Raw genomic sequence first — 25,933 nt, 5'->3', positions numbered from 1 at the left:
GCTCGGATGCTGCGGCTGACCTGCATAGGAATATTCAGACAGAATGCCCACCTTTTCCAAGTTTTTGTGCCCCCACTGCAGCAAGACTCTTAAGGTTCCCGAAGAGTTAGCAGGCAAAACTCGTACATGCCCCTACTGCCGTGAAAGCATCCGCATCCCAGGCAACTCACTCAGTACCCTGGGGCTGACAAACTTCCCCAGTGATACTGGCGACGTTCCAAACATCTCTCCTACAGAAAAAAGCACGTCGGCAACTCTCTTGGGGGACGAAGCCGACTCTGCATCCAGCGATGTCAGCCTCATTTTGTCCGGCCTCATCGCCCTCGGGCTGAGTGTTGCCATTTTCCTGGCCATGCTCCCTTTCCGCTCGAATATGTTAGGCCAGATTTTCTGGGATCGCGGTGTGATTCCCTACTGGCTGACGATTGTCTTCGCGTGGGCGTTGGCCATCCTGTTCCTCAAATGGCTGCATATCAAACGCCAGAAAGAGGCCATGCTTCTGGATGTCCTTCCTACAGAAATCTCTGAGGAGATCAATCCAAAGTCACTAGACAAGTTCGTCCATCATATTCGCGAACTGCCCGGATCTTCTTCGAAAAGTTATCTCATTAACCGCGTCTTGCGGGGGATCGAACATTTTCGCGTTCGCAAAAGTGCCGCCGAAACCGTCACGATGATGGAATCCCAGTCATCCATCGACATTAACAATGTCACCGGGAGTTACTCCTACGTTAAAGTCTTTCTGTGGACACTCCCCATCCTCGGTTTTATCGGTACCGTCCTCGGCTTGAGCGTCGCCGTGGCGAGTCTGGCTGCCAGCCTCGCGGCCGCATCCGACATGAATGCATTGAAGGGCGCGATGAATGCGGTCTTCGCAGGCCTGGCAACAGCCTTCGATACGACCCTGCTGGCACTGATCATGAGTGTCGTCATCAAGATCCCCATGTCGGCCCTGCAAAAGAGCGAAGAAGATCTCATCACTTCGGTCGACGAGTATTGCAACGAAAATTTTCTCAGGCGTCTCAACGATGGCAAAGAAGGTGGCTCCGAACGTGGCGCCGGTGGCAGCACCTCCGCCTTCCGGGAAGCCGTCGAAGCAGCTATGGGAACTCATCACGCCGAACTTGAAAAATGGTTAGCAAAGCTCGATTCCATCGGCGGCAAACTCACCACGCAAATGTCGGAAAGCTGGGAGAAAGTCGCCTCTCGCTTCCAGAAACATCAACTCGATTTCGCCGCACAGCTACGAGAGCAGCAAACAGCGCATCAGCAGCAATTGCACGATCAATTGCAGCAGATGGCACAAGCTGCTCAAGCGATCCAATCGACTCTTACCACGGTGGCAACACAGACGGAACAGATGCAAAACAGCGTCAACCAGTCTTTCAGTACCACACAGACGCACCTTCAAACACAATTCCAGGGCCTCGAAAGTGGCCTGAGCAGCTTGAACAATGTGCTCGTTAAGCTGGGCGAACAAAGTATTGTCATTCAGCAGATGCCAGCAGCAACTGAAACTTCCAAACGCCGACGAGGTGGCTGGCTGGGAAGCCTTGGCTGGAAGTAATTGCGTATCTCTTTCTTGGGCGAATCACCAAGCAGTCATTTTTCCCGAAGATTTTCGACTCACTGGGGACAGCAGGAGCTTTTTCACATGGCTCAGAAGCGGGCAGCAGAACCCGATGATTTCTCGCTTTTCCCCTTTATGGATATTGTGACCAGCGTCGTCGGTATTCTCATGCTGATGATCGCTGCCGCCTCGCTTGAACAGATGACTGCCGGAGATGCCGCGGTCATTACTTCCTACGAAGCAACCGTTGCTAAAATTCAAGAGGAGCAGGCACGTCAAGCGGAACTGCAAAAGCTTCTCGATGAAAAAATCGGGCCCTCTGCGGCATTGACCCGCCAGCAGATCGACGCTACCGAAGAAGAGATTCTTTCACTCACCAAAAAAATTGAAGCGGTTCAGGCAGAGCTTGATAAGCTGAAGCAGGCACAAATCGTCGTTCCGAAGCTTGATCCCTCCCAACGCGAAACACTCGCTGCCATGCAGGCCGAATCCAAAGCTCTGGCAGAGCAGATCGCTCAACTCGAGAAAGACCTCAAAAGTAGAAAAGATGCCCCACCGGCCAATGTTTCCATTCTCCCCGGTGGTTCAGGGCTCAACTTCATCCCGCATTTCATCGAATGCCAGGATGGAGCCGTCGTATTGCACGACCTCTCCCCTCCCAAGACCGTTCGCACGGCCAATCTTGCAGCTGATAAAGACTTCCTGGAAATTCTCTCAAAGGCTGCCAATAACGTCTCGCATTCGGTTGTGTTCCTCATTCGCAGCGATGGGCTGAACACCTACAACACAGCACGCAAGTTCTGTACAGATCGCGAAATATCGAATGGAAGATTGCCTGTCATTGGCGCAGGAAAAATTGATCTCAGCTACTTTACAAAAAAGCTGGAATCACAGAAGTCATCACCAGATAATGATAAATAGTTATTAGGATCGTACCTATGAAACCTCGTCCTAAAGAACAGGGCGACGAACTGGATCTGGATGCGCTGATGGACGCAATGACGAACGTTGTTGCCGTCCTCATTCTCGTCTTGCTCTTAACACAGCTCAACGTCCAGGAGACGATTCGCGACGTCGTCTCCCGGTCCACAGTCACAGAAGCCGATCTGAATTCCGCCAAAAAGGAACTCGACGCGCTGTTGGAGAAAAAGCAGTCGGTCGACTCCCGACTGAATGAATTCAATCTGGCGTCCGAAAAAGAACGGCTGGCTCGCATGCAGGAAACATTGGCCGCACGCAAGAAGCTGCTGGAAACACAGAACAAGCAAGCCAACGAGTTCGCGATGCGGATCGAGAACGATCGGAAAATGGCAGTCGAAAGCGAAAATGAAATCGAGCAGAATCAGCAGGAACGCGACAAACTTCAAACCCAGATCGCCGAGACGCTAGCCAAAAAAGCCGACTTGCAGGCCCGGCTGGATAAAACTCCTGTCAAGCCAGCACCACCCCCAAAAGTTGTCAGCATTCCCAGTCCACGGCCAGCTCCTGAGGGTGCCAAACGCCTGAGTATCCTCTGCGCTAACAACAAGATTTACCCCATCAGCATCGACGACATACGCAAAGATGCCGAAGAAAAGGCCAAAGGCATTATCTTACGCTACAAACTCAATACGAATCCCGAGGCTGGTATTGACCCCGAAAAGTTTGAGAACTTCTATACCAAGCTGCCTTCTCCGAATGACGAGTTTTTTAAGGTGGAATACTTTGTTGCCGACAAGCGCTGGCCTCGCATTCGCCTGATCCCGCGTGAGAACAAAGGGATTACTGTCGAACAACTCGCCTCAACAAAATCCGCAGGAAGACGCCTGCTGGCAAGTATCGATCCACAAAAGTTTTATGTTGTCTTTGATGTTTTGACGAACAGTTTCGATGCCTACCTCTCCGCAAGACACGTTTTGATGCAGGCCAACGTTCCTGCCGGCTGGGAACCCAGACCTGATCAATGGGTTTACGAATCCTGGATCCCGGGAAATATTGAACTAGGACCACCACGTCCACCGGCGCCACCTCCCATCACCCCTCAAACACCCGCAAAACCACCCAATGTTATCGATTAGCCGGTCATCGATTAACCGGTGGCCCGTCTTCAGCGAATCACAGGACCAGTCCCATCGTCGATCATGTTTATGAAAGATGCCGCTCACTCCAGCAGATTCTGGCTCGCCAGGTAAGCACTTAATCATGCTGCATCTGTGCCGGACTGTTTGCTGCGATGCCTGAAACGATTCCCCAGCCGTGAGCAAGATACCAAAGAATCTCAAAAATCTTTCTCTTGGCCGTTTTTCTGCGAACCAGATTTGCCTGAGAAAGGTCTATTAGGGGCCAGCCAGGAACACGATCTTAACGAAATGACCAAGATAGCTGAGTACGCCTCTTGTATCGAAGTGACGTTCAAGAGCGATTGGATATTGAACATGTCAATTCTGCACAAGAACCATCTTCAGTTCATACAGTCCTCCAGAGTGAGCCTGAATCCGTCAGGCAATCAAGGCTCGGCGAGTCATTTATTATCCTTGCTGCCCAATCAGAACAGACAGAGTTGCCGCCAAATCTCCGATGAACGAAATCGGAAACACACCGATAGCCTCGATGGGTTGACCTCATAGACCAGGCCAGCCCACAAGACTGGTAACCCGGTGTGACCTTGAGGTGACACCGGGTTTTTTCGTAGCTATTCACAGGTTACCTGGCTGTCGATTGGTCATTGAAATCCATCAGCGAAGGGCTTGCCGACGGGTCGGCACTTGGATTTGCAATCCAGGTCACAGGGTTCAACTCCCTGCAGGTCCACTGGCGGCAAAGCCGCAGAGCCGTAGACAAGAGAAATTAGAGAGTAGAAAAGACTTGACCATCTACTGCGGTCTACTTTCTGTTCTCTAATTTCTCGACTGATTCGCCGGGCAGAGGCGCAGATGTGAGCAGGCCTGCTTTGGGAGCAGGAGGATCTCGGCTCGACCCGGAGGTGCCCGACTTAAAGAGATGGTAGTCGAGGGCTGGTTGCGCAAATTCGGCTGATAACCGAGTCGCGCTGAGTTCGATTCTCAGAGCTACTACTGAAGAACAAACAACACAAGGGACAACACAATGCCATTACTTAGCTGCTTGAAATACATAGCCACAACCATCGATGAGGTTATGGTGTAGCGGCAGCATAGCGGACTTTTAATCCGTAAAGCGTGGGTTCACACCCCACAGGCCTCACTCATCACGGCATGTAGCTCAGTGGTGAGAGCGGCGTCCTTATAAGACGTGAGTCGAAGGTTCGATTCCTTCCATGCCGACTTGGAAGACAAAACGTAAATGGGATTGTGGCAGACGAGGTCATGCACTGGTCTCTTAAACCGGCCGATGTGGTTTCGATACCCACCAATTTCACTTTAGAAGTTTGGAGTAAGAAGTTTGAAGTTTGAAACTTTCACACTTCCCAATTCGCACTTCATCGCTCATTGACAATTTGGTTGAGCCAACAAAAGGCGTCCATGGTGTAGTGGTAACCCATCTCCTTGCCAAGGAGGAATTGCGAGTTCGATTCTCGCTGGACGCTTTGCTCAGGCTTCAGGCTTCAGGCTTCAGGCTTCAGTCCTCAGCGATCGAAGTAATCCGTTAAGCACGCGTCCTGTTTCACTGGCAAGTGAGGCTGTTTCTTTGGCGGATTGTGAATCGAGATATCCAAGGCGATCTGCAAGTGATATTTGATATTCTACTTCGCAAACTGAGCCATACGCTATTTCCAGAAAACGTGAGTAATCAGCTTGCGACGATTTCGCACAACCCTCAACGATATTTGATGGTACTGAAACTGCCGCTCGTCGAATTTGTGACGTAAGCCCAAACATCTCCTCTTTTGGAAATGACTTTGTACATTTGTAAATCTCCAGTGCTAATTGATCGACTAATTCGAATGCACGCAGCTTGTGATAGTCTCGCATGATTTTCTCCTGAAAGCTGACTCCTGAAGTCTGAAACCTGATCTTACTCCGGTGGGTCCTGTGCTGGTACGGGAAGGCGACTGTTAATCGCCTGGACGCAGGTTCGATTCCTGCCGCCGGAGCCTTTCAGAAGTGTGAATTGAGAAGTTCGAAGTTTGAAACTTCGAACTTCAAACTCCCACCGTGCCATTGGCCGAGCGGCAAAGGTTTTTAAAGGTGGCCGGAAAGTCACACGTTGTGCAACGATTGATTCCCCAACGAAGTCGATCATGAAACAACGTGAAAAACCTTCCAATTCGGTCAGGTCGGTTCGACTCCGACATGGCACTCTGTTTGATGAAGGTTGTTCGGATGTCGGCTAATGGTAAGCCAACTGCCTTTGAAGCAGTGGTATGAAGGTTCAACTCCTTCCGCCCGGGTTGATAGATATCAAATTACCGGAGTAGCAACTGTTGGTCGTTGCGTCTGGCTCTGAACCAGAAGCTCGCAGGTTCGATTCCTGCCTCCGGCAATGTGGCCGTCCTGTATTGGTTTCAGGAACCTGGCTGTGAACCAGGTCGATGTCGGTTCAATTCCGATCGGTCACCCTTTGCCAGACTTCAGGTTTCAGGTCCCCCTTCTCGCTCTGAAGCCTGATCCCTGATGCCTGAAACCTGATCTGGAAGACATCCGGCTGGATGAGGAAACCGTCTTGAAAACGGCTGGCGCCTGGCGCTTCGGGGTTCGAGTCCCTGGTCTTCCGCTCTTTTTAAACGCATCGTCCTGTGGCCTAGCGGCGAAGGCATCTGTCTTACAAACAGTCGATCGACAGTTCGAGTCTGTCCAGGACGATTTAATCACGGCGCTAATCCGCTTGGTGCGGGGCGTGTCTGCAAAACACGCTGATCGCGAGTTCGAATCTCGGTAGCGCCTCTTTTGTTTACGGCCTATTGGTCCAGCCTGGAGTGGACGCCGCCCTGTCACGGCGGAGATCACCGGTTCAAATCCGGTATGGGTCGCTCGGAAGTTTGAATTCAGAAGTTTGAAGTTTGAAACTTCCCACTTCACAGTTCTAACTTCTCAATTCACAATTCTTTCGGTGCAGTACGCCAGCGGCTGAGCGGCTTGTTTTAGAAACAAGTGTTTGTGGGTTCGAATCCCCCCTGCACCACTAATCACGTTTCAGGATTCAGGTTCCATTTAATGTCCTTGAGGTGTAAGGGACTGCATTTAACCCTGCGAAGGTTACGGACCAGGTTCAACTCCTGGCAAGGATATTTCCTCTTCCTGAAACCTGATGCCTTCCCCCTGATACGTGTTGATAGGGCCCGCGAGTGTGATGGATTCGCACGAGAGTCTTCGAAACTTTCAGACAAGGTTCGATTCCTTGGCAGGCCGTTTGGAAGTGTGAATTGTGAAGTTCGACGTTTGAAATTTCACACTTCACACTTCTCAATTCAAACTTTTTCCGACGCGGTACGCGAATTGGAATAGCGGCGAAGCTTAAACCTTCGTGATTGCGGGTTCAAATCCCGCCTGCGTCACTCATCAGGTTTCAGGAGTCAGTTATCAGGCTTCAGGAATTTCAAAACCTGAATTCTGAAACCCGAGGTCAGAAACCTGAATTGGAAGGTAGCCGGATATGGTTGGCCGGGCCTGTTTGCTAAACAGTGCAGCATTCGTGCTATATGGGTTCGAATCCCTTACCTTCCGCTCAAAAACAGTAGTGAGGAGTGAGATGTGAGTCTTGAGGATTTTCTTCAGACTCAAGTCTCCCTCCTCAAGACTGCTCGCAGCTCGATGGTGAAGTGGATATCACCTCTCGCTTCTAACGAGAAGTTCCAGGTTCGACTCCTGGTCGAGCTACTAGAACAGTCTTTAGGAGTCAGGTGTCAGTCTTCAGGAAATCCACACCTGATACCTGGAACCTGAATCCTAAAGTCTCAAACAACGATCGACTGCCGAGTTGGAGCACAGCCTGATAAGCCGGAAGTCGTGGGTTCGAATCCCACTGGCGCAACTTTGATTTAGTTCATTGCGCCGTAGCTCAGTGGTAGAGCGCCGTAAACCCTCTGACACATCTCTTCATCGATCGTTTTGAAACAACACTTGACTGCCGGTTCGGAGTACATGGTTTAGCAGGTTCGATTCCCGCCCGGTCCACTCGTTAATGTAACAATGGGCCGGAACCTCGAAGGTCGCTTTGCGTCCGTCGAGGTAATAACTCTGGCCACAACCTCGTCAGGTGTTTTAATCAAAGGAGGAAATTGTGATCGCTTGCGTCGATGTCGGATATCAAGTGCAATCTGCGCTGGCGGCATGCGTCACAATCTCCGATTGGAAGGCAGAGTTGCCACAGGGGAGTCACACGGTCGAGATTCCGAGCATCGAAGATTACATCCCTGGAGAATTTTACAAACGCGAACTGCCATGCATAAAGGCAGTACTGAATCAGCTTGTTGCCAAACCAAGCCTTATCGTTGTCGACGGATACGTATGGCTCGATGCCAACGGAAAAAGGGGGTTGGGTGCTCACCTGTTCGAGTTACTTGAAGGTCAAGTCCCGGTGATCGGTGTGGCCAAGACTTCGTTTGCGACAGCAAAAAACGCGATTGAAGTTTATCGGGGGAAAAGTTCGAGACCACTCTGGATCACAGCAGTGGGAACCAACGAAAGCGAAGCGGCAAGGTGCGTGAGCGAGATGCACGGAAGTTACAGGACTCCCACGATTCTCGCACTTGTCGATCGTCTGAGCAGGAGTGGACCCGAGCCTGTTTCGAAAAGTCAGGATGATGCATGAACCAACGCCAGCGCTGGAGCTTGCTATAGCTACGGATCTGCGTGTTCGGATCATCCCGTTGAACGACACTGCCAGGATTGTCGATCTCATGGATTACCAGTTGTATGACTGAAATGAATAGAGCCGGCTTGTGCCGGCTCGCGATGAGCCATTTATTCGGCAGGCCAACACATTTGTATTTCTGAGGTGATTGCCTTGGCCAGATTCGATGCGTTGCCGATGCACACGGTTACTTTCGGGCGCAGAGACGCCTGCAGATTGCTATCGTCTCGCATTTCGGTCGCCCCGCTGATCTCTTTTACTTTACCTTTTGTTCCTTATTCTACAGGAATGTTCGCCTGGGAGCGGACTCGGCCTCCAAAACCGATGGACAGTGTTCGAATCACTGCGTTCCTGCTCGTAAACCAAAATGACTGCTCATCTTCCTTTACTCCAAATCTCAAAAAACATGCGAAAACTGGCAACCATACAGACAATTTCAGCCATCGAGCCAATCACAAATGCAGACTCGATTGAACTGGCAAGGATTTTGGGTTGGGCGGTTGTGGTCAAGCGCGGAGAGTATCGCGTCGGTGACAAAATCATCTATTGTGAAATCGACTCACTCCTTCCCGAGCGTTCAGAATTCGAGTTTCTCCGTAGCAATTGCTTCAAGCCCGCACAAATCGATGCGACCGGTCGCATTGCGGTACCAGCTGGTTTCCGAATTCGCACAATCAAACTCCGCGGACAATATTCACAAGGAATTTGTTTTCCCGTTTCCCTGGTGCCGAACGGTGATCACCTGCCGCTCGGCACTGAAGTCACTGCCGAGCTCGGCATCGTGAAATGGGAGCCCCCTATACCTGCTGGTATGGTTGGCAAGATTAAAGGTCCGTTTCCAAGCTTTGTGCCCAAAACAGATGAAACTCGTGTTCAGCTGCTCGCAGACGCACTCGAGCGACACAAAGGAAAAGAGTTGATTGTCACCGAAAAGCTCGATGGAAGTTCCTTCACGGCATTCCATTATCAGTCTCAGTTCGGCATCTGCAGCCGCAATCAGTGGATTGACGAGATGGATGGCACATCGAAGTATGTCGCCATTGCCGAGTCATTCCATTTGAGGGAAAAGCTGGCTGAAATGTCAAAGCAACTAGGCTTCGACCTGGCGGTTCAAGGAGAGATGATTGGCCCGGGAATCCAGGGCAATAAATACCGGCTCGAGTTTGTGACACTGAGAATTTTTAATGTCGTGAACTTAACGACCGGGATGCTGTTGGACTTCGATCAAATGCAAGAGGTGATTAAGTCGCTTGGTCTCGTGGCGGTACCATTCCTCGAAAAGGTGACACTGAACCATTCCATCGACGAACTGATTAAGCTCGCCGAAGGAAAAAGTGTTTTGAACTCATCCACCTTGCGCGAAGGAATCGTTCTCCGTCCCATATCGGAAACATTCGAGCCGGACACGGGGGGACGATTAAGCTTTAAAGCGATTAACCCCGCCTTTCTTGTGAAGTATGACGAGTGAGAAACATCGATGGCGCCATTCGCTTCAGTACAAGAATCACGGATATGGCTTGGAAAAGACCAAACGTCCATATAATACGCATCGGCACTGCATGCTTATCGACCTTGACGCGAATCTACCCTTCAGCTCTGGCAACAGAACCACTCTAGGGAGCATTATCGAGGAACTCGTCGATGCGAACATGGACCGGATTCCGGCTTTAATGCCTTCAAGATCGCTGAAGTGAAGCGAACCTTCCATCTCATCAATGAGTCCAACAAGGGCTGGAACTGACGGACAGGATTCCATGACGGGCCTAAGGTAGCGATTGCGGGGTGACCCGCTAGTGAATGGCATGCGAGTCTTTTCAAAGATAGACATGCCTGTCAACGGTCGAGTGACAATGTTGCTTGAAGTCGGAAGTCCGTATTGCCGAAAGGCAACTCTTGTTCATACCTCGTTCCAACATTTTCAAGCCGAGATAATGATTGCCTGCTGATTCAGAGTACACCGACGAAGTTCAAAATGGGAAGTTCGAAGTTTGAAATTCATTCTCGCGACTTCTTGATGATCGTTGTCAAAATAGCGATGAGTTCATTTGCTTCACTCGTGAGTAGTTCTAATCGATCTTTTGGAACGACCTCTGACACGGCCAATAGACGAAGCCAGTAATGAGACTCGCGTGCCTCTTTGCAAGCGATTGCATACTTGTGAATGAAGTCTTTGCGGCTCTCTGATGCTCCAGCTTCCTCAACGTTGGCTCCCACCGATGTACCCGACCTAAGCAGTTGCGTTGCCAATGTTGTTGACACTCTGCCATTTTGCTCCAAGAACATACAAAACCGCACAATTCTTTCTGCAAACGCGAACGTTCTATCAGGTAAATCGCTCTTCATATTACCTTCGACTATTCAAACTTACTGACTCGCGCCGTCATCTTACGGTTTCAAACTTCGAACTTCAAACTTCACAATTCCACTATGGCAAACATGTCTCTTTTCGCAAGCATACTTGGCCGACTCCCGAAGGCCAACGCCGTCAACGAAGCCGGTGGCCTCGCATATCAACTCGAACCTAAACACGCGCTGGCCCAGGTGGCTGCTACCGGCACCTTCAACAACGCGTTCTACAGTACTGCAGAATCACAGCTCGACGAAGTGCTCAAGTTGATCGACACAGTCGACGACAACCAGTACCTGGCGAAGCTGGCTCTCTATGCTCGTGAGAAAGCGTTCATGAAAGACATGCCGGCTGCATTGCTGGTCGCGCTGTCAGTTCGTGATACCGAGTTGATGCATCGCGTCTTCGATCGCGTGGTCGACAACGGTCGCGTTCTGCGAACTGTGTTCCAGATGATTCGCTCAGGTCAGTTCAAGAACAAGGCCGGTAAGAGTCGCGTTGGCTTGTCGAGCTCTGTGCAGCGAGCCTTCCAGCGTTGGCTAAACACCGCCTCGGTTGGAAAGCTGTTGAGCGCGTCTATCGGTAACGATCCGAGCTTGCGGGATATCCTGCGTATGGCTCGACCGACACCTAAGGACAACGCTCGCCGGGCGATGTTCGGTTGGTTGACCGATAAGAGCATCGACAAGTGGGCACCCGCCACGGAAGCCGACCTGCCGGTCGAAGTTCAGTCGCTGATCGCGTACCGCAAGTCGGAAAGCGAAGAAGCGCAGGCCTTGATCGCTGGTGGACTCGACATCGTCCGCTGGGACTTGTTGTCCGATGCCGCCAGGGGACCGAAGGTTTGGGCAGTTCTGGCTCGCAAGATGGGTCCGCAGGCACTACGTATGAACTTGAACACTTTGCTGCGACACGATGTGCTCGCCACAAGTGCAATGGTTGATTACGTGGCTGACCGGATCGCTGACAAGACGGAGATTCAACGCTCCAAGCAGTTCCCGTACCAGTACTTTGCTGCGTACTTGAACGCAGACGACAACGTTCCGCAGAAGATCAAGACTGCACTGCATAAGGCCGCCGAGATCGCCTGTGGAAACGTACCGGAGTTGCCGGGACCGGTGGTGATTGGTCTGGATACATCTGGATCAATGAGCAGCCCGGTCACTGGGAACCGTGGACGAGGTGCAACTTCGAAGATGCGCTGCATCGACGTGGCAGCACTGTTCGCAGCAGCGATCCTCAGGCGTAACCCGGCCAGCGTTGTGATTCCGTTCGATACGTCGGCTTACGATGTGAAGATCGATCCCAACGATTCGATCCTGAGCATTGCTCAGCGATTGGCGAAGTACGGCGGTGGCGGAACGGATTGTTCGCTGCCACTGGTTGTTGCCAACCAGAAGTATGCGAGACGAAAGTTCGCCGGCATGGTTCTCGTGAGCGATAACGAGAGTTGGGTCGGAACAGGACGGCACGGTTCAACCGGTGTGATGACGGCCTGGGAAGCTTTTTCATCGAACCAGCGAAAGCTGAGCCGAAAAGCTGCCCCACCGAAGTTGATTAACATCGACTTGCAGCCGTACCAGACAGTCCAGGCTTGTGAGCGAACTGACATCATGAACATCGGTGGCTTCAGTGACGCCGTGTTCAACGTGATCAGTGCATTCCTCGCTGACAACAACCAGCGATTCGTGGCTGAAGTGGAAGCGATCGAACTGTAAACGCGAATTGGACTCCGATCCATTTTCTGTATACTCAAGCCAACACCCGCGGGTCGAAATTCCGGCCCGCGGGTGTTGTTATTTGATGGGAAGAGACAGTCCATGGAAAAAGCCGAAGCCCCATTCCATAGCGAAATGACCCTTTCCGGGAGTAGATCTCGCATCAGCCTACCGACATGCTTATTCTGTACAGAGAAATCCGTCTTCCCTCTGATGGAAAGTCCCTTGCATGCCATTTGAGATTATCTGCGGCTCCTGTCAAAACCCGATGATGGTCGAGGCCGAAGGAAATGTGGTTGTGGAGTGCCCCGAGTGCGGTGCCCATCTCGAAGTTCAATCAGAAATCCCCGTGGAGTCCGAGCCTGTCGCTCCGGTGAGTTCCGAAGCAGAGAGCATCGATTCGACATTTGATTTTTCTCAGCTTGGTGCCCCTGCCAAGAATTTCCCTGGATCAGCATCAATCCCGGATTTTCTGTCATCCATACCTCAGCCTGATTTTTCGACCAATACAACTTCCTCCCCGATGGCCTCAAAAGATTTCTTGCCTCCGTTCATACCTGCTATCGACAGCCCGACAGGCGCAACAAGTCCGGCGACCGTCAACTTCGATTTTCTCCAGACTGTTCCATCCTCGACAGAGCCCTCAGGCCCTGGCGAACATCATGATGATTTGCAGTCTTTTGTATTTCCGAGCCCACATCTTCCCGGGATGGATGAGCTCCCCATTCCAAGTCTGGGATCAATCATCGCGGAAACAGTGCCGGCAGAATCTCTTCCTGGCATGCCTTCTTTTGAACCAGCCCATGCCGTGACCAGCGAGCCGGAAGAAGAGGTGGTGTTCGACTTCATACCCGACTCACAGCCAGTGATCGCCCCCCATTCCAGTTTGCAGGAAATCAGTGAATCATTCCCTGCCGTGACTGAAGAGACTCTAAATCCAACACTTGCAGATGACAGCTATAGTTCTCCGGCTGGTCTACCAGGCCACACCATAGCCACAACGATCGATCCATCCCTCAGCAACGATCTTCATACCAGCGATCCGGAAACAGATCACTTCTCCCAGTCATCACCACAACTGGCCGAACTCATTCGACAGACAGCCGGCGTTGGGCTCATGACAGCAGAGCCTGCCATGAATCTCACAGAACCTTCGATGACTGTTGACGTAACGACGCAAGGTCACGGAGATTCAGCAACCCCCGATTTCCCAGCCGTCGCCACATCAAATGCGCCATCGATCTCCGCAGGTACGGAAATCAACTCCGCCGAAGATCAATCGCTCGCTTTTCTCTCAAATCTTGATCAGCCGTTAGTGGCTGCACAAACCCCCGAGACGAATCTGGATGTCCAACAGCTATCCAGCTTCTCCCAACTGGCCCAACCTTTTCCGACCGGTGAAGATCTCACTCTGGTTTCCACTGGAACTACATCAGAAAAACGATCAGGAGACAAAGTTCAGGAGGGTAATTTTCAGTTCTCGAGGCAACCTGTGCCAGTCGGAAGTTTATCGGCCGGAACTGCCGACGCTTTTCCGGAGAATCCTGCATCTCTCCGAAAAGAAGAGGTCGTCTCCAGGCAACTCTTTCTCCTGCTGGCGGGCTATGCCAGTGCCTCGACTCTTGCACTTCTCTTTTTCATCGTGCAATACATGAGACAACCTTACCATCAACTCGAAAGCCTGCCGGATATCAAACCGCCCGCCACCGGCATCTCAGTCACACTCATCAATCCCGACAATCGTGTGGCCCCGCTACACACCCTCAAACTGAATCAGACGCGTCGCTTCGGCAACATCGAATTGACTCCACTGAAAGTCACTCGCGGCCCGATCAGCATCGTGCAGAATGCCTCGAACTCCTCATCAGAAACAACCGAGCCAGTTCTGAAGCTGCTCGTTCGATTCAAGAATGTCAGCCGGGATCAGACCATTATCCCTTTGGATCGAGAGCTGGTATTTTTTCGTGATCGACGATTTGGCAGTCGTGCCAATCAGTTCATCAAGTGGGCCGATCAACTGGCGTCAGATACCGGTGTGATCAATCTTTTTGAACTCCCTCTGCAAGATGAAGTGTCGATTGCCAACATGCCCCTGGGGATTGCGCTCGCACCGGGAGAGTCTATTGAGACTTTTCTCCCTTCCGAGGCCGGCGGTATCGATGAACTTAACGGCAATCTCATCTGGCGACTGCAGTTCCGCAAAGGTCAGAATCCCCGCAGTGGGTACCCGGTGACAACTCTGGTCGACGTCCAGTTCAACTCGGATGACATCGAACGCGAGGCCACAGCCAGCTGATCAATTCATGTTGTTTGATCGATCTTCATAGCCAACGCAGGTTCAGAACGTCACGCTCACAACCATCCTCATTTTCACCAGTTGTCCATCATGCCACCACTCTCTGAAGCACTGACTGGCCTCATGGGTGGACTGGGGCTTTCGGCGGCCAGTGGTTTAAATACCTACGTTTCTTTAATCACGCTGGGGCTAGCACATCGAAGTGGCTGGATTACGTTAGCTGCACCCTATGACTGGCTTGGCAATGAATATCTGCTGATTGCGATCACCATTTTAGGGCTGATCGATTTGATCGGGGATAAGATTCCTGCCGTTGACCACGCTCTGCACACGGTCGGCATGTTTCTGGCTCCCATCGCCAGCGCCATTCTGTTTGCCAGCCAGACATCCTCCGTCATCCAGATTCACCCTGTGATTCTCCTCGCTGCTGGTTGCCTCGTAGGGAGTACCGTCCATCTTTCCCGCTCAGCGATCAGACCAGCAGTGAACGTAGCCACGGCTGGAACTGGAACCACTGTCGTTTCGGTGATTGAAGACCTCATCGCATTACTGCTTTCGATACTGGCAGTGGTACTTCCGATTCTGGCCGGAATGATTGCGATCGTGTTGCTCGTCATGATGAGCTGGTTATTTTTTCGCGTACTGGGCTATGCAAAAGTTCGACTTCGGCAGCGATGGCTTCGCCAAACAGGCGATGCTGCCATTCACGGTGACGAACCTCGTCGAGACCAAGTTTCTGACATCCCTCAGCCAGCAGATCAGGACGGACAAAAATTGCCGCCGGAGTTGCATGACTGACGAGATCAGCCACGCTGCGAAGCTCGATTGACTCTGTCTTTGTCAAAACATGTGCTTCGCAAAGCTGAGTAAACAAACTCTGGGACGGCTCAACCCGATGTTCTCTGACCAGTTTGAGTTGATCAACCACGTAGAGCATGAGCCACAAAATCAAAATGGCAACGAGTGCTCCGCCAAACCAGTACAGCGGCATGGCTGCCTGCATGAACCAGGCTTGTCTCAGCACATTCTCGATCATGTACTGACTTTCAAGCGTCATTACCGGAGCCTCTGAATTTAAAGACTTGATTATTCAATTGATTGACCGGGTTTCATCAGCTGGATTAGCCCATGCCAGAATTCCCGAATCGTCTGTTGATGAGACAGGACGCTCGGCCGTTTCTACGTGATTCGACAACTGACTTGCCAGGTTCAATTCCCCCATCGATCCTTTCAACCGTTGGAAAGCAACGACAGCCGCTTCTCTGACTCGCAGACTCTCATCACGAGTCAGATATTGCAGTGCAAGTAAGGAATCCAAACTCGGTAACTTGGCAAGAATATCAACCAGTGTCCTTCTGACGAGCGGGTCGATATCCGTCAACATCTTGAACAGAAAGGCCTGCGTTTCGTGAATCAGTTCCATCCGGTCAATCGCCATTAATGCCCGGATTCTGCGATGACGAATCGCATGGTTTAACTCCAGTTCAATGGTCGTTAACGCTGAATCGTCAATTTCCAGCAGTAAGCGACCTGCATGGCGCCCGATCTCAGGAGTCATGGCCTCCTGCATCTCAAGCATACGTTCAGCGTGAAACCACTCGAGTAACTCTGCCCGGGCGACTTCTCGAACCTCTCGATCTGCACAGCGGAGCTTCTCCAGCAGGAGTCGTGCAGCATCGGGAAACTGTTGCGTTTTCAATTGCGAACAGGCCCAGGCAGCGACAGCACTGTCAGCGGAGTTGAGACTGCTGCGAACGATCTCTTTGACCTTATCGCCATCATGCTGGGAAGCACTCTGAACAGCGACTTCACGGGCCTCAGAGCAACCGTACCTTAACAGCCATTCTTCCACATTCCTCCGGCAATCTCGTGATAACCTGGTCAGATTGATCAAGTGGATAATCCCTGCCTGATACTCTCCGGGGATCCAGGATAAATCGAGTGATTCTCGACTAAGCCAGTTGACCGAGCTGATCTGTCTCAGATTCTGCATCAGCTTTTGAGAGATTGGTTTCGAGATCGTCATTAATAATGAAACCACAAACTCGGGATCATCCCGCTCCTGAACTGCATCGAGTGCTCGGGGATGCGGATAATTGTGGCCAAGAGATCCAATAATCGACCGGAGTATCCCGGGGTGTGTACCACTCATCATCAGATGACGCACAATTTCCCGGACACTCGGATTTGACGACCAGAGGACTCGTCGTACTTCGGGAGCATCATCCGGGCCGATGATCATGAGACACTCAATAAACAACTCTCGAACATTGGCTTTTTGCAGTTCTAAATGGTCAACTTCCAATTCCAGAGCACGCGATAACGCCTCGATAATTGGCAGTCGATAACGGGCTGCCAGTGCCGCTAAAGTCGGATGTAATCGCTTTTCGCTGCCATGTTCTGTTAACTCATGTAGCTTCCAGGCCATACTCCGCAAAAGATTCTCAGCCCTATCCAGAACTGGCTGAGGAACATTGGCCCTAAGTAGCTCAATAACAACAGGGACAGGCTCCAATGTTTCCGTCAGCTCGATCGCATCAAGAGCTGCAATTGCCTGCGTGGGAGTCCCATGGATCAGCAGCTGCCTGAAAGCCACAGAGAGCGTGTCAGCATTCGCCCTGATCTTCTCACCCAGACACACGGATGGTCGAGCGGCAGCAGCAATCAGCATGGCCTGAGCTGGTAAAGAGCCATCAGCCAGCAGCATCTGGGCACAGGCATCCTCAATACGATCGACACCAGAACTCAGACCAATGGCCAGAAGATCCAACCTCTGATTTCCAGACGCCAGCTCCAAAGTCATCAAAGTTCGTAAAAATGGGTCTGGCATATCAGATCATAGCACCCACTCAAACTAGATGACTGAACTGTCAACACTCCCGCAAACCGGGCTGCTCGATCCCTTTGAACACAACAAAAGGTTCCGAAGCGACTCAAAGATGAAACCTATACACTATCCATCAAAAAACGCGTTCAGTGTGCCATGCTTGCAGTTCTGGGCAAGCATGCTTTCCCAATCAACAACGCGTAGCTGCTTTCCGGGACCCGCACTAGATCAGTTCACAACGGCAGCTCAACAATTGCCTGGTCAATTCACCTTCTGGCAACTTCTATAGTCGTCATCATTGATCAGCACATCCAGAAATGCCCCGACTCTCGATACAACCGATAAAACAAGAAGACCTTGGCAACAGTGCCAAGGTCTTCAAGGTATCTCATCGAAAAACTCATCCAGCCTAGACGGGATCAGCAGCGGGAGCTTCAGGAGAAGTTACTTCAGCTGGCGGTGCCTCTTGCCTGACCACTGGAGCTGCGCGTCTCTGTCGTTTGAGGCGATCATTCTCACCGACGAATTCGATCAGTGCACGCCTCCCGGCATCGCCCAGACGGAATTCAGCAAGTCGAACAATCCGGAGATATCCACCCGGACGATCGGCGAATCGAGGCCCGAGATCATCGAACAGAATCTCTAAAGCCACTTTATCACGCAGAGCAGCGAAGGCCCTGCGACGAAGTGCAACGGCGGGAGCAATAGCGTTCGACCACTTCTGCCACTGGTCTGACTTACGCCAGGCTCGCCACTCTTCGGAGTTTCTCTCAGCAGCGGTAGCAAACGGAGCGGCGGCCTTTTCAGCCTCCTGAGCTCGCTTAGCCAGCGTGATCAGCTTCTCCAGATGAGGACGCAACTCTTTCGCCTTCTCAAGAGTTGTCACAATCCGACCTGGGACTTTCGCTTCGCCGTCCTTCTTTTCGGAACGAACTGTCAAAATCAAACTGACTGACATGTTCCGAAACATGGCATGACGATGTGATGCATTGCGCCCGAGCTGGCGCCCGGCAACTTTATGTCGCATGATAAATCCTAATGTCTCTCACGGGCAGAGCCCGGCAATCCAGTAATGTCGAACAAAACTCACTGCCTGAAGGCAGGTAAACAGCTAAACTAAACACGTGCCGAGTTAGGCAACTTCATACCCAACCGCAAGCCAATCAATCCCAGACGCTCGCGAACTTCCGTAAGGGTTGTCTCACCGAAATTTCGCACCTGCAGAAGTTGATCTTCCGTTCGCGTCACAAGGTCTCGAACGAAGTTAATTCCTTCAGATTCCAGACAGTTCGTCGCACGCACAGAAAGATTCAGCTCAGCCAGACTCTGGCCCAGCTTCTCTTCCAACTCAAGATCCACAGGAGCATATCCCGTAGCTTCGAGCATATTCCGGAGTCCACCTTCCGGGAACATTTCCGGACCTGGCTCGCGGTAGGTAATAAACGGATTGAGATGCTTGCGCAGAATCTTGGCAGACTCCACGAGTGCAGATTCAGGAGTGACTGTACCGTTGGTCCAGATTTCGAGGATCAGGCGGTCGTAGTTCGTCCGCTGACCAACTCGAGTCTCCTCGATCAGATAACGGACACGAACCACAGGTGAGAAAATCGCATCGAGGGGAATAACTCCCAGCTCTTGTTCCGGACCATGATGATCAGCCGCAGGAATATAACCACGGCCATTCTCAACGGTCATTTCCAGATACAGGGGCACGTCATCAGTCATCGTGGCGATCACGAGATCACGATTCAGGATTTCCACCTGATCATCGGTGATGATATCGCCAGCAGTAACAACTCCACGCGAGGTCTTCTCAATTCGCAGAGTTTTGGTCGAAGGACTGTGATTCTTGACGATGATCGCCTTCAGATTCAGAACGATCTCAGTCACATCCTCGACAATCCCCGGGATCGTCGTGAATTCATGCTGGACACCTTGAATCTTGACCGAAGTCACAGAGCTACCTTCCAGACTGGAAAGCAGAATCCGACGCAAGCTGTTACCGATCGTTGAACCGAAACCACGTTCGAACGGTTCAACTGTAAACTTGCCGTAAGTCGAACTCAATGTCTCGCGCTCAGGAACAACCCGGCTCGGCAATTCCAGTCCACGCCAGCGAATCCGCATCTGTCAATCTCCAAAAGCCACAGGACTCAAACTTAACGTGTACGTCAGGTCAATCTCGTAGAAAGACGGCAGACTACATAGTTTCAACAAATCACCGATCAGAAAGTGCTTGACCAGCCGGCACGTAAATCAGACGCGGCGCTTCTTCGGTGGCCGACAGCCGTTGTGCGGCAGTGGCGTGACATCTTCAATCGAGCGAATGGAGATACCAGCACCCTGAAGGCCGGTGATAGCGCTCTCGCGGCCAGAACCAGGCCCCTTAACGCGGATTTCCATTTCTCGAACACCGAACTTGGCAGCGCGTTCGGCACATGTCTCAGCAGCACGCTGAGCGGCGAAAGGAGTACTTTTACGGCTCCCTTTGAAGCCCACTGTTCCAGCGGTGGCCCAGCAGAGCACATCACCATTTGCGTCAGTGATAGTCACTGTCGTGTTATTGAAAGTCGCACGGATATGTGCAATACCGCGGTTCACGTTGCGACGAATCTTACGACGCTTAGTCTTTGCCACTATCAAACCCTCAGGCGTCAACCGCCATCAAAAAACGAACAGAAATGCAACCAAACCGAGACTGCAGAACACAAGCACAGACCACTCACACACGTGGCGGCTTAGTGCTTCATATCCTTCACGCCCTTCTTACCGGCAACCGTCTTCTTAATGCCCTTACGAGTACGAGCATTCGTACGAGTTCGTTGACCTCGGCAAGGCAAGCCTCGACGATGACGCAACCCGCGATAGGACTGAATGTCACGCAAACGCGAAATATTCTGCTGAATACTTCGCCTTAACGACCCCTCCACGAGGTAATCCTTATCAAGCATGGCCGAGATGCGTGCCAGCTCGTCATCGCTCAACTCACGAGCTTTCCGCTGAGGATCGATCTCCAGCTTGAAACAAATCTCAAATGCGCGGAAATCACCCACACCGTAAAGGTATTGCAGCGAAATGTAAGTCGGTTTGTCATTGGGGATATCAACCCCCTGAATACGCGGCATAACGAGCTACTCTCTCAAGCTGTGACAATCGGCACGAATTGCAATCACAAGCCAGCCCCGACAGTCACTGGCAAAATCGATCGCGACAATCAAAAACTAGACATACACATCAGTTACGGACGCTTTCATTGTAAGCTCCGCAAGAAACGTTCTAACCCTGGCGCTGCTTGTGCCGAGGGTTCATCGAACAGATCACGTAGACGCGACCCTTCCTCTGCACCATCTTGCAATGCTCACAAATCCGCTTAACGCTTGTCCTGACCTTCATAATCTGCCTTCACAAGGACCACTTCCATTGAGGAAGCGGCATAGTCTATCTTTCAAATTCCCAACTCGCAATCGATACAGGAATTTGTCAATCTCAATTCCGCAAGTTCGGCATCAAAGTTGATTTCCTGCCTGCACAACAGAAACTGTGAACATGTGCTCACATGCCAAATCAAGCAGCGTTATCAGACTCCAGAAGACCGCGGTAGTTTCTCATCACGAGGTGACTGTCAATTTTCTGGACCAGGTCGAGCGCCACTGAAACACAGATCAGCAAACCTGTTCCGCCATAGAAACTCGCGACCAGTGGATCAATTCCCAGAGCATTCGAGATCACAGTCGGGATGATCGAAATCAGACTCAGGAACGCTGCACCCACAAATGTCACGCGAACCATCACAGCCTCCAGATAAGCTGCAGTCCGCCCGCCAGGCCGGTAGCCTGGGATAAAGCTGCCGTAGTCCTTCAGATTATTGGCCATGTCTTTCGGGTTGAATGTAATGGCGGTCCAGAAGTAACAGAAAAAGTAAATCAGACCGATGTACAGAATGTTGTAGATAAATCCACCGTGGTTCTGCATGGTGGCCTCAGCCAGACGGAAGAAACCAACGGTCGGGAAAAACTGAGAGAGAATCTGGAACAAAAACATCGGGAAGAGCAGAAGGCTCGATGCGAAGATAATCGGCATCACACCCGATTGATTGAGCCTCAATGGGAGATACGACCGCTGTCCACCAGCCACGGATCGCCCACGCACATGCTTCGCAGACTGGACAGGAATCTTTCTTTGAGCCTGTGTGATCGCCACGACACCAACGATCACGCCGACGAAGAGAATTCCCAGGAGCAGAAACTTTTCGATACCGGTCTGACTGCCGAGCTTAACGCCATTCTGAAAAGCGGGTTCGAGCAATGCCTGGCCAGCTTGGGGCATACGAGCCAGAATACCAGCCATAATGATCAGACTGATGCCGTTGCCGATGCCATACTCATCAATCTGCTCACCAATCCACATCAGGAGCAACGTTCCGGCAGTCATCGTCAAAGTACAGATCAACTGGAAGAAGACACCACTGTAAGCGGCAATCAAAAGACTTCCTTCATTTCCCATGATCCCGCCAGAAACGGCAAGTTGTCTGATCCAGAAAAAACTCTGTCCGAAGGCGATAAAAACTGTCGCAATACGAGTGTACTCATTGATCTTTTTGCGACCGGCCTCACCTTCCTTCTGGAGCTTTTCCAAAGGTGGATAAACCGTACCGAGCAGCTGAAATATGATCGAGGCCGAAATGTACGGCATGATCCCCAGGCCGAAGATTGTACTCATCCCGATACTCGTACCCGAGAAAAGGGAGATCATACTCATCACCCGCCCCATGCCGTCGCTGCCTTGCGACTGAAGCGTCTCAGCCAGTTTCATCTGATCGATAAATGGCAAAGGAATTAAGCCGCCCATGCGATAGACGGCTAGCAAAACGAGCGTCAACAGGATCTTCTGCCGCAACTCAGGAATGCGAAAAATCATGGCGAGTTGTGAGAACATCTGAGCGATTCCATACAATGATGCGACGCGTGCCCTGTTTCCAAGTCACGCGTCAGAGTCTACTTCAGAGCCTCTACAGTTAAGACAAGTGACATTTGGTAGCCAGAAATCTGAAAATCACAGAATCTCAGATGAAATCCGACGACGAAAAACGGCACTAAACCAACTTAACTGTCGATCCACCTGCAGCCAAAATCTTTTCCTCAGCTGAGGCAGAAAACCGATGTGCAGTCACTGATAGCGATTTTGTCAGATCACCATCGCCAAGAATCTTGACTTGATCGAAGCGGCCCTTAGCCAATCCGCGAACTGAAAGCTGTTCGGGAGTGACGACTTCACCCACTTCAAAAGCCTTCTCAATCGCAGAGAGATTCACTTCCGCAATCTTCAGAGCGAAGAAATTATTGCTGAAGCCCCGCTTGGCGATTCGACGCATCAATGGCTTCTGGCCACCTTCGAACCCCAGACGACGCTTGGTTCCACTGCGGCTGCCAGCACCTTTATGGCCACGACCAGAGGTCTTGCCATGTCCCGAGCCAGGGCCTCGGCCGACACGCTTGCGTGTCTTGTGGCCATTGATTCCGATGTTCACATCATGAAGCATCATAATTAAATCTTCACTCCCCGCAGACGAGCGACATCTTCTCGCGTCCGCAATTTCTCAAGAGCAGCGAAGGCGGCCTTGACGGCATTCAGCGGATTACTTGAGCCCCTGACCTTCGTCAGAATATCTCTCATACCCAGTGACTCAGCAATCGCCCGCAAACTCGAACCAGCAATGATCCCGGTACCAGGGTTGGCCGGCATGAACATCACCTGACTTGTTCCATAGTTGCCAATCACCTGGTGAGGAATTGTTCCATCAACCAGAGGGACTCGCACCATACGCTTGTTGGCCTGCTTGACAGCCTTTTCAACTGCCAGAGGAACTTCAACGGCTTTACCGTAACCGTAACCGATACGACCATTCCCATCGCCCACAACGACGAGTGCGGTGAAGCTGAAACGCCGTCCACCCTTAACCACGCAAGAGCAGCGACGAATCTGGACAACTCGCTCTGGAGATGAATTCTGATTTTCCGAGCTCACACCTATTTCTCCGACTGATCAACTCACCAGAGCACTGAGACTTAAAGCAACAAACAGAAGATGTCACACGACACAAGACTCAACAGACTAAAAGGAGAGTCCAGCTTCACGTGCCGCATCTGCCAATGCCGCCAGACGACCATGGTAACGATAGCTGCCGCGGTCGAAGGCAATCTCAACAATGCCTTTTTCCTTAGCACGTGACGCGAGAGCCTTTCCCACGGCGGCCGCAGCAGCGCAGTCGCTGCCATGCCCCTCAGGCAGAACTGACTTCTCCACTGTCGAAGCAGAGACAAGCGTCTGGCCTGCCACATCGTCTACGATCTGAGCGTAAATATGTTTGTTGCTGCGAAAAACCGTCAACCGGAGACGCCCTGAAGACCGCACACGATTCTGCACGCGGAATCCACGTCGCTCCTTTTGCTTGGCAGCTCTCTTGATCAGCTTCATAACAAACTCACTTTTCAGACAGATACAAAATCAACAAAGAAGCAATCTGTTGTAACACACAGGCCCAGAAAATACTAACTCATGGCCTTGCCGCTCTTGCGGCGAACTCGCTCGTCGGAGTATCGAACGCCTTTACCTTTGTAAGGCTCAGGTGGCCTGACTCGTCGAATATTAGCTGCAAACTGCCCTACGGCCTGCCGATCAGCACCACTCACAGTAATATGAGTGGGATCAGCCAGAACGCAAGACACCCCCGTAGGAACATCCAACTTGATCGCATTGGCAAAACCGACCTGAAGTGTCAGAGTCTTTCCAGCCAGTGCAGCCTGGTAACCCACACCCTGAATCTCCAGTTTCTTTTCCCAGGGCTTATCGACGCCCACAACCATGTTGTTCACAAGAGCTCTCGTCAGACCATGGAGTGCCCGACTCTCGCGAGTATCATCGGGACGCTCGACGAGAACTTGACCTGCGTCTACGCGGACAGTGATCTTCGGATGAACGGTGAGCGAAAGTTCGCCTACCTTCCCCTTGACTGAGAGCTTATCCCCCGCGACCTGGACTGTAACTCCAGCGGGAATAGCAACTGGTTTTTTACCGATACGAGACATATTACACCCTGAGTCCCAACCATAGCGGCCGGAAAATTCTCTCAATAACGACAGACACAAAAACAGCAAAAGGCGTGAAGTTACAGACTACCAGACAGTGCAAATAACCTCACCACCAAGTCGCTGCTTGCGTGCTTCTCGATTACTCAGCACACCCTTGCTGGTGGAGACAATCGCAATCCCCAAGCCCTGGAGAACATTGGGAAGATCGTCAACACCCGCGTAGACTCGACAACCCGGCTTGCTGATCCGCTTGATCTGCTGAACAACCCGCTCACCACTTGGACCGTACTTCAGACTGATCCTTAATGTAGAACGGGGCTGCCCTTCGATGACTTCCGACTCCCAAACGTACCCCTCGCGCTGCAACACAGCAGCGATAGCAGCCTTTTCGCGTGAATAAGGAATATCCACGAAAGGGCGCTCGCAAGCTACGGCATTGCGAATTCGAGTCAACATGTCAGCCACAGGATCGGTCATCATAGCAGAAGAAACCTTAACAGCTTCCAGACAAAGAACTTACCAGCTCGCTTTTTTGCAGCCGGGAATCAAACCATCGAGTGCCAGATTTCGGAAACAAATACGGCAGATCTTGAACTTACGATAAACTGCTCGGGGACGACCACAAAGCTGACAGCGATTTTCACTTCGCGTCGAGAACTTAGGGGTTCGCTTTGCCTTCGCAACGTGTGCTGATGTGGCCATATTCCAATCTCGGTCAACTTAAGGAGCTAAGCAGTACGACTCTTCAAACCTAATCTTTACGGAAAGGAATACCCAGCTTTTTCAGCAGGAGCCTTCCTTCATCATTATTACGGGCGGTGGTGACCATGGTAATGTTCATCCCCTGGACGAAGTTCACCTTATCCGGATTGACCTCAGGAAACACAAGCTGTTCCGTAAGACCCATGCTGTAATTTCCGTGGCCATCGAATCCATTAGGATTCACACCACGAAAGTCACGCACTCTGGGGAGAGCCAGAGAAATCAAACGGTCAAGAAACTCATACATCCGGCGACCGCGCAACGTCACCATACAACCAATTTCCATCCCTTCACGAAGGCGGAAACCTGAAACAGCTTTCCGAGATTTCGTGATCAACGGCTTTTGCCCAGTAATCGATGCCAGGTGCTGAGCAGCCTCTTCCAGTCGCTTTCGTTCACCAATGGCCTTACCCAAGCCCATGCTGACAACGACTTTGGTTAATTTTGGCAACGACAGTTCGTTCTCACGACCCAACTCTGACTTGAGAGAGGGAAGAATCTCAGAACGATACCGTTCCATCAACCGTGCCATGAAACTAGCCTACCTTCCACACAAACATCACTGCCACAGCAGA

The 25,933-nt window shown here is 51.5% G+C and carries 24 protein-coding genes and 15 tRNA genes; 23 read left to right on the top strand and 16 right to left on the bottom strand.

The features are described from left to right. The first annotated feature begins 43 nt into the window (after positions 1 to 43). The 7 genes from PLIM_RS02735 (at position 44) to PLIM_RS02710 (ending at position 5,114) form a co-directional block, all read left to right on the top strand. Positions 44 to 1,567 (top strand): MotA/TolQ/ExbB proton channel family protein, encoded by a 1,524-nt coding sequence (locus PLIM_RS02735; protein ID WP_013108792.1) that lies wholly within the window; start codon positions 44 to 46, stop codon positions 1,565 to 1,567. Positions 1,568 to 1,654: 87 nt separating this feature from the next. Next, positions 1,655 to 2,491 (top strand): hypothetical protein, encoded by an 837-nt coding sequence (locus PLIM_RS02730; protein WP_013108791.1) that lies wholly within the window; start codon positions 1,655 to 1,657, stop codon positions 2,489 to 2,491. A 17-nt stretch (positions 2,492 to 2,508) separates the two neighbouring features. After that, entirely contained in the window at positions 2,509 to 3,627 is a 1,119-nt protein-coding gene (locus tag PLIM_RS02725; RefSeq protein WP_013108790.1) for a hypothetical protein, read from the top strand. 1,072 nt (positions 3,628 to 4,699) lie between these two features. Next, a tRNA-Lys gene (locus tag PLIM_RS02720) sits at positions 4,700 to 4,771 on the top strand. A gap of 7 nt (positions 4,772 to 4,778) precedes the next feature. Further along, positions 4,779 to 4,851: transfer RNA gene (locus PLIM_RS02715), tRNA-Ile, on the top strand. Positions 4,852 to 4,872: 21 nt separating this feature from the next. Next, positions 4,873 to 4,945: transfer RNA gene (locus PLIM_RS23990), tRNA-Lys, on the top strand. Between the two features lie 98 nt (positions 4,946 to 5,043). Further along, positions 5,044 to 5,114: transfer RNA gene (locus PLIM_RS02710), tRNA-Gly, on the top strand. 25 nt (positions 5,115 to 5,139) lie between these two features. Here the strand turns inward: PLIM_RS02710 and PLIM_RS23555 are convergent. Beyond that, positions 5,140 to 5,499, bottom strand: a complete 360-nt coding sequence (locus tag PLIM_RS23555) for a four helix bundle protein (protein ID WP_013108789.1) — start codon at positions 5,497 to 5,499, stop codon at positions 5,140 to 5,142. Positions 5,500 to 5,546: 47 nt separating this feature from the next. On the opposite strand from PLIM_RS23555, the gene PLIM_RS23985 reads away from it, so the two are divergent. The 13 genes from PLIM_RS23985 to PLIM_RS02650 all read left to right on the top strand — a co-directional run bounded on the left by PLIM_RS23985 (position 5,547) and on the right by PLIM_RS02650 (position 9,788). Then, a tRNA-Asn gene (locus PLIM_RS23985) sits at positions 5,547 to 5,621 on the top strand. A gap of 225 nt (positions 5,622 to 5,846) precedes the next feature. Beyond that, positions 5,847 to 5,918: transfer RNA gene (locus tag PLIM_RS02695), tRNA-Gln, on the top strand. 18 nt (positions 5,919 to 5,936) lie between these two features. Then, positions 5,937 to 6,010 (top strand) — tRNA-Gln (locus tag PLIM_RS02690). A 2-nt stretch (positions 6,011 to 6,012) separates the two neighbouring features. Next, a tRNA-His gene (locus PLIM_RS23980) sits at positions 6,013 to 6,086 on the top strand. A gap of 171 nt (positions 6,087 to 6,257) precedes the next feature. Then, positions 6,258 to 6,330 (top strand) — tRNA-Val (locus tag PLIM_RS02685). 9 nt (positions 6,331 to 6,339) lie between these two features. Continuing rightward, positions 6,340 to 6,411: transfer RNA gene (locus PLIM_RS23975), tRNA-Cys, on the top strand. 11 nt (positions 6,412 to 6,422) lie between these two features. Further along, positions 6,423 to 6,497: transfer RNA gene (locus PLIM_RS02680), tRNA-Asp, on the top strand. A gap of 79 nt (positions 6,498 to 6,576) precedes the next feature. Further along, positions 6,577 to 6,649, top strand: a tRNA-Leu gene (locus PLIM_RS02675). 299 nt (positions 6,650 to 6,948) lie between these two features. Then, positions 6,949 to 7,022, top strand: a tRNA-Leu gene (locus tag PLIM_RS02670). Between the two features lie 83 nt (positions 7,023 to 7,105). Further along, positions 7,106 to 7,191, top strand: a tRNA-Ser gene (locus tag PLIM_RS23970). Positions 7,192 to 7,272: 81 nt separating this feature from the next. Continuing rightward, positions 7,273 to 7,344: transfer RNA gene (locus PLIM_RS02660), tRNA-Arg, on the top strand. Between the two features lie 403 nt (positions 7,345 to 7,747). Continuing rightward, positions 7,748 to 8,278, top strand: a complete 531-nt coding sequence (locus PLIM_RS24945; RefSeq protein ID WP_013108788.1) for an endonuclease V — start codon at positions 7,748 to 7,750, stop codon at positions 8,276 to 8,278. A gap of 409 nt (positions 8,279 to 8,687) precedes the next feature. Further along, positions 8,688 to 9,788 carry an RNA ligase (ATP) gene (locus PLIM_RS02650; RefSeq protein ID WP_013108787.1) on the top strand — a complete coding sequence of 367 codons (1,101 nt, stop codon included), beginning with the start codon at positions 8,688 to 8,690 and terminating at the stop codon, positions 9,786 to 9,788. A gap of 527 nt (positions 9,789 to 10,315) precedes the next feature. On the opposite strand, the gene PLIM_RS24940 is transcribed toward PLIM_RS02650, so the two are convergent. Further along, complete coding sequence (locus PLIM_RS24940) at positions 10,316 to 10,663, bottom strand: four helix bundle protein (RefSeq protein ID WP_013108786.1); 348 nt, start codon at positions 10,661 to 10,663, stop codon at positions 10,316 to 10,318. An 84-nt stretch (positions 10,664 to 10,747) separates the two neighbouring features. On the opposite strand from PLIM_RS24940, the gene PLIM_RS02640 reads away from it, so the two are divergent. The 3 genes from PLIM_RS02640 to PLIM_RS02630 all read left to right on the top strand — a co-directional run bounded on the left by PLIM_RS02640 (position 10,748) and on the right by PLIM_RS02630 (position 15,479). After that, a complete protein-coding gene (locus PLIM_RS02640; RefSeq protein WP_041400983.1) occupies positions 10,748 to 12,385 on the top strand; it encodes a TROVE domain-containing protein in 1,638 nt (545 codons plus the stop codon). 229 nt (positions 12,386 to 12,614) lie between these two features. Next, complete coding sequence (locus PLIM_RS02635) at positions 12,615 to 14,681, top strand: hypothetical protein (protein ID WP_013108783.1); 2,067 nt, start codon at positions 12,615 to 12,617, stop codon at positions 14,679 to 14,681. A 90-nt stretch (positions 14,682 to 14,771) separates the two neighbouring features. Further along, positions 14,772 to 15,479 (top strand): DUF4126 domain-containing protein, encoded by a 708-nt coding sequence (locus PLIM_RS02630; RefSeq protein WP_013108782.1) that lies wholly within the window; start codon positions 14,772 to 14,774, stop codon positions 15,477 to 15,479. Between the two features lie 292 nt (positions 15,480 to 15,771). Here the strand turns inward: PLIM_RS02630 and PLIM_RS02620 are convergent, their stop codons facing one another. The 14 genes from PLIM_RS02620 to rplE form a co-directional block, all read right to left on the bottom strand. Beyond that, positions 15,772 to 17,451, bottom strand: coding sequence for a HEAT repeat domain-containing protein (locus PLIM_RS02620; protein ID WP_196349515.1), 1,680 nt, complete (start codon positions 17,449 to 17,451; stop codon positions 15,772 to 15,774). Positions 17,452 to 17,917: 466 nt separating this feature from the next. Then, complete coding sequence (locus PLIM_RS02615; protein ID WP_013108780.1) at positions 17,918 to 18,535, bottom strand: bL17 family ribosomal protein; 618 nt, start codon at positions 18,533 to 18,535, stop codon at positions 17,918 to 17,920. A gap of 89 nt (positions 18,536 to 18,624) precedes the next feature. Further along, positions 18,625 to 19,635: a DNA-directed RNA polymerase subunit alpha gene (locus PLIM_RS02610; protein WP_013108779.1), complete on the bottom strand. Its 1,011-nt coding sequence runs from the start codon at positions 19,633 to 19,635 to the stop codon at positions 18,625 to 18,627. A gap of 129 nt (positions 19,636 to 19,764) precedes the next feature. Further along, positions 19,765 to 20,145 carry a 30S ribosomal protein S11 gene (gene rpsK, locus PLIM_RS02605; RefSeq protein ID WP_013108778.1) on the bottom strand — a complete coding sequence of 127 codons (381 nt, stop codon included), beginning with the start codon at positions 20,143 to 20,145 and terminating at the stop codon, positions 19,765 to 19,767. Between the two features lie 101 nt (positions 20,146 to 20,246). Then, positions 20,247 to 20,633 carry a 30S ribosomal protein S13 gene (rpsM, locus tag PLIM_RS02600; RefSeq protein WP_013108777.1) on the bottom strand — a complete coding sequence of 129 codons (387 nt, stop codon included), beginning with the start codon at positions 20,631 to 20,633 and terminating at the stop codon, positions 20,247 to 20,249. Between the two features lie 151 nt (positions 20,634 to 20,784). Then, the gene (gene rpmJ, locus PLIM_RS23545; RefSeq protein ID WP_081440180.1) at positions 20,785 to 20,901 is read right to left on the bottom strand and encodes a 50S ribosomal protein L36; all 117 of its coding nucleotides are present in this window, start codon (positions 20,899 to 20,901) and stop codon (positions 20,785 to 20,787) included. A gap of 171 nt (positions 20,902 to 21,072) precedes the next feature. Then, complete coding sequence (secY, locus tag PLIM_RS02595; protein ID WP_013108776.1) at positions 21,073 to 22,443, bottom strand: preprotein translocase subunit SecY; 1,371 nt, start codon at positions 22,441 to 22,443, stop codon at positions 21,073 to 21,075. 157 nt (positions 22,444 to 22,600) lie between these two features. After that, the gene (rplO, locus tag PLIM_RS02590) at positions 22,601 to 23,050 is read right to left on the bottom strand and encodes a 50S ribosomal protein L15 (protein WP_013108775.1); all 450 of its coding nucleotides are present in this window, start codon (positions 23,048 to 23,050) and stop codon (positions 22,601 to 22,603) included. Positions 23,051 to 23,052: 2 nt separating this feature from the next. Further along, positions 23,053 to 23,532, bottom strand: a complete 480-nt coding sequence (gene rpsE, locus PLIM_RS02585; protein ID WP_013108774.1) for a 30S ribosomal protein S5 — start codon at positions 23,530 to 23,532, stop codon at positions 23,053 to 23,055. Between the two features lie 87 nt (positions 23,533 to 23,619). Continuing rightward, complete coding sequence (gene rplR / locus PLIM_RS02580; RefSeq protein WP_013108773.1) at positions 23,620 to 23,982, bottom strand: 50S ribosomal protein L18; 363 nt, start codon at positions 23,980 to 23,982, stop codon at positions 23,620 to 23,622. A gap of 74 nt (positions 23,983 to 24,056) precedes the next feature. Then, positions 24,057 to 24,593 carry a 50S ribosomal protein L6 gene (rplF, locus tag PLIM_RS02575; RefSeq protein ID WP_013108772.1) on the bottom strand — a complete coding sequence of 179 codons (537 nt, stop codon included), beginning with the start codon at positions 24,591 to 24,593 and terminating at the stop codon, positions 24,057 to 24,059. A gap of 87 nt (positions 24,594 to 24,680) precedes the next feature. Beyond that, positions 24,681 to 25,076 carry a 30S ribosomal protein S8 gene (gene rpsH, locus PLIM_RS02570; protein WP_013108771.1) on the bottom strand — a complete coding sequence of 132 codons (396 nt, stop codon included), beginning with the start codon at positions 25,074 to 25,076 and terminating at the stop codon, positions 24,681 to 24,683. 36 nt (positions 25,077 to 25,112) lie between these two features. Further along, positions 25,113 to 25,298 carry a type Z 30S ribosomal protein S14 gene (locus tag PLIM_RS02565; RefSeq protein ID WP_013108770.1) on the bottom strand — a complete coding sequence of 62 codons (186 nt, stop codon included), beginning with the start codon at positions 25,296 to 25,298 and terminating at the stop codon, positions 25,113 to 25,115. A gap of 49 nt (positions 25,299 to 25,347) precedes the next feature. Beyond that, positions 25,348 to 25,890, bottom strand: a complete 543-nt coding sequence (gene rplE / locus PLIM_RS02560) for a 50S ribosomal protein L5 (protein WP_013108769.1) — start codon at positions 25,888 to 25,890, stop codon at positions 25,348 to 25,350. Positions 25,891 to 25,933: the final 43 nt, after the last annotated feature.

It is taken from the genome of Planctopirus limnophila DSM 3776, assembly GCF_000092105.1.
GTDB classification, from domain to species: domain Bacteria; phylum Planctomycetota; class Planctomycetia; order Planctomycetales; family Planctomycetaceae; genus Planctopirus; species Planctopirus limnophila.
The sequence above is the reverse complement of the archived record's forward strand: the minus strand, read 5'-3'. Positions and strand labels throughout refer to the sequence as shown.

What these genes read in the sequence shown, in the direction of transcription:
- rpsH (WP_013108771.1), bottom strand. Translation starts at nt 25,076, where the DNA reads ATGATGACCGATCCTGTGGCTGACATGTTGACTCGAATTCGCAATGCC.
- rpsM (WP_013108777.1), bottom strand. Translation starts at nt 20,633, where the DNA reads ATGCCGCGTATTCAGGGGGTTGATATCCCCAATGACAAACCGACTTAC.
- PLIM_RS02565 (WP_013108770.1), bottom strand. Translation starts at nt 25,298, where the DNA reads ATGGCCACATCAGCACACGTTGCGAAGGCAAAGCGAACCCCTAAGTTC.
- PLIM_RS02725 (WP_013108790.1), top strand. Translation starts at nt 2,509, where the DNA reads ATGAAACCTCGTCCTAAAGAACAGGGCGACGAACTGGATCTGGATGCG.
- rplR (WP_013108773.1), bottom strand. Translation starts at nt 23,982, where the DNA reads ATGAAGCTGATCAAGAGAGCTGCCAAGCAAAAGGAGCGACGTGGATTC.
- PLIM_RS02630 (WP_013108782.1), top strand. Translation starts at nt 14,772, where the DNA reads ATGCCACCACTCTCTGAAGCACTGACTGGCCTCATGGGTGGACTGGGG.
- rplF (WP_013108772.1), bottom strand. Translation starts at nt 24,593, where the DNA reads ATGTCTCGTATCGGTAAAAAACCAGTTGCTATTCCCGCTGGAGTTACA.
- secY (WP_013108776.1), bottom strand. Translation starts at nt 22,443, where the DNA reads ATGTTCTCACAACTCGCCATGATTTTTCGCATTCCTGAGTTGCGGCAG.
- PLIM_RS24940 (WP_013108786.1), bottom strand. Translation starts at nt 10,663, where the DNA reads ATGAAGAGCGATTTACCTGATAGAACGTTCGCGTTTGCAGAAAGAATT.
- rplO (WP_013108775.1), bottom strand. Translation starts at nt 23,050, where the DNA reads ATGATGCTTCATGATGTGAACATCGGAATCAATGGCCACAAGACACGC.
- PLIM_RS02640 (WP_041400983.1), top strand. Translation starts at nt 10,748, where the DNA reads ATGGCAAACATGTCTCTTTTCGCAAGCATACTTGGCCGACTCCCGAAG.
- PLIM_RS02730 (WP_013108791.1), top strand. Translation starts at nt 1,655, where the DNA reads ATGGCTCAGAAGCGGGCAGCAGAACCCGATGATTTCTCGCTTTTCCCC.
- PLIM_RS02635 (WP_013108783.1), top strand. Translation starts at nt 12,615, where the DNA reads ATGCCATTTGAGATTATCTGCGGCTCCTGTCAAAACCCGATGATGGTC.
- PLIM_RS02650 (WP_013108787.1), top strand. Translation starts at nt 8,688, where the DNA reads ATGACTGCTCATCTTCCTTTACTCCAAATCTCAAAAAACATGCGAAAA.
- rplE (WP_013108769.1), bottom strand. Translation starts at nt 25,890, where the DNA reads ATGGCACGGTTGATGGAACGGTATCGTTCTGAGATTCTTCCCTCTCTC.
- PLIM_RS02615 (WP_013108780.1), bottom strand. Translation starts at nt 18,535, where the DNA reads ATGCGACATAAAGTTGCCGGGCGCCAGCTCGGGCGCAATGCATCACAT.
- PLIM_RS23555 (WP_013108789.1), bottom strand. Translation starts at nt 5,499, where the DNA reads ATGCGAGACTATCACAAGCTGCGTGCATTCGAATTAGTCGATCAATTA.
- PLIM_RS02735 (WP_013108792.1), top strand. Translation starts at nt 44, where the DNA reads ATGCCCACCTTTTCCAAGTTTTTGTGCCCCCACTGCAGCAAGACTCTT.
- PLIM_RS02610 (WP_013108779.1), bottom strand. Translation starts at nt 19,635, where the DNA reads ATGCGGATTCGCTGGCGTGGACTGGAATTGCCGAGCCGGGTTGTTCCT.
- rpmJ (WP_081440180.1), bottom strand. Translation starts at nt 20,901, where the DNA reads ATGAAGGTCAGGACAAGCGTTAAGCGGATTTGTGAGCATTGCAAGATG.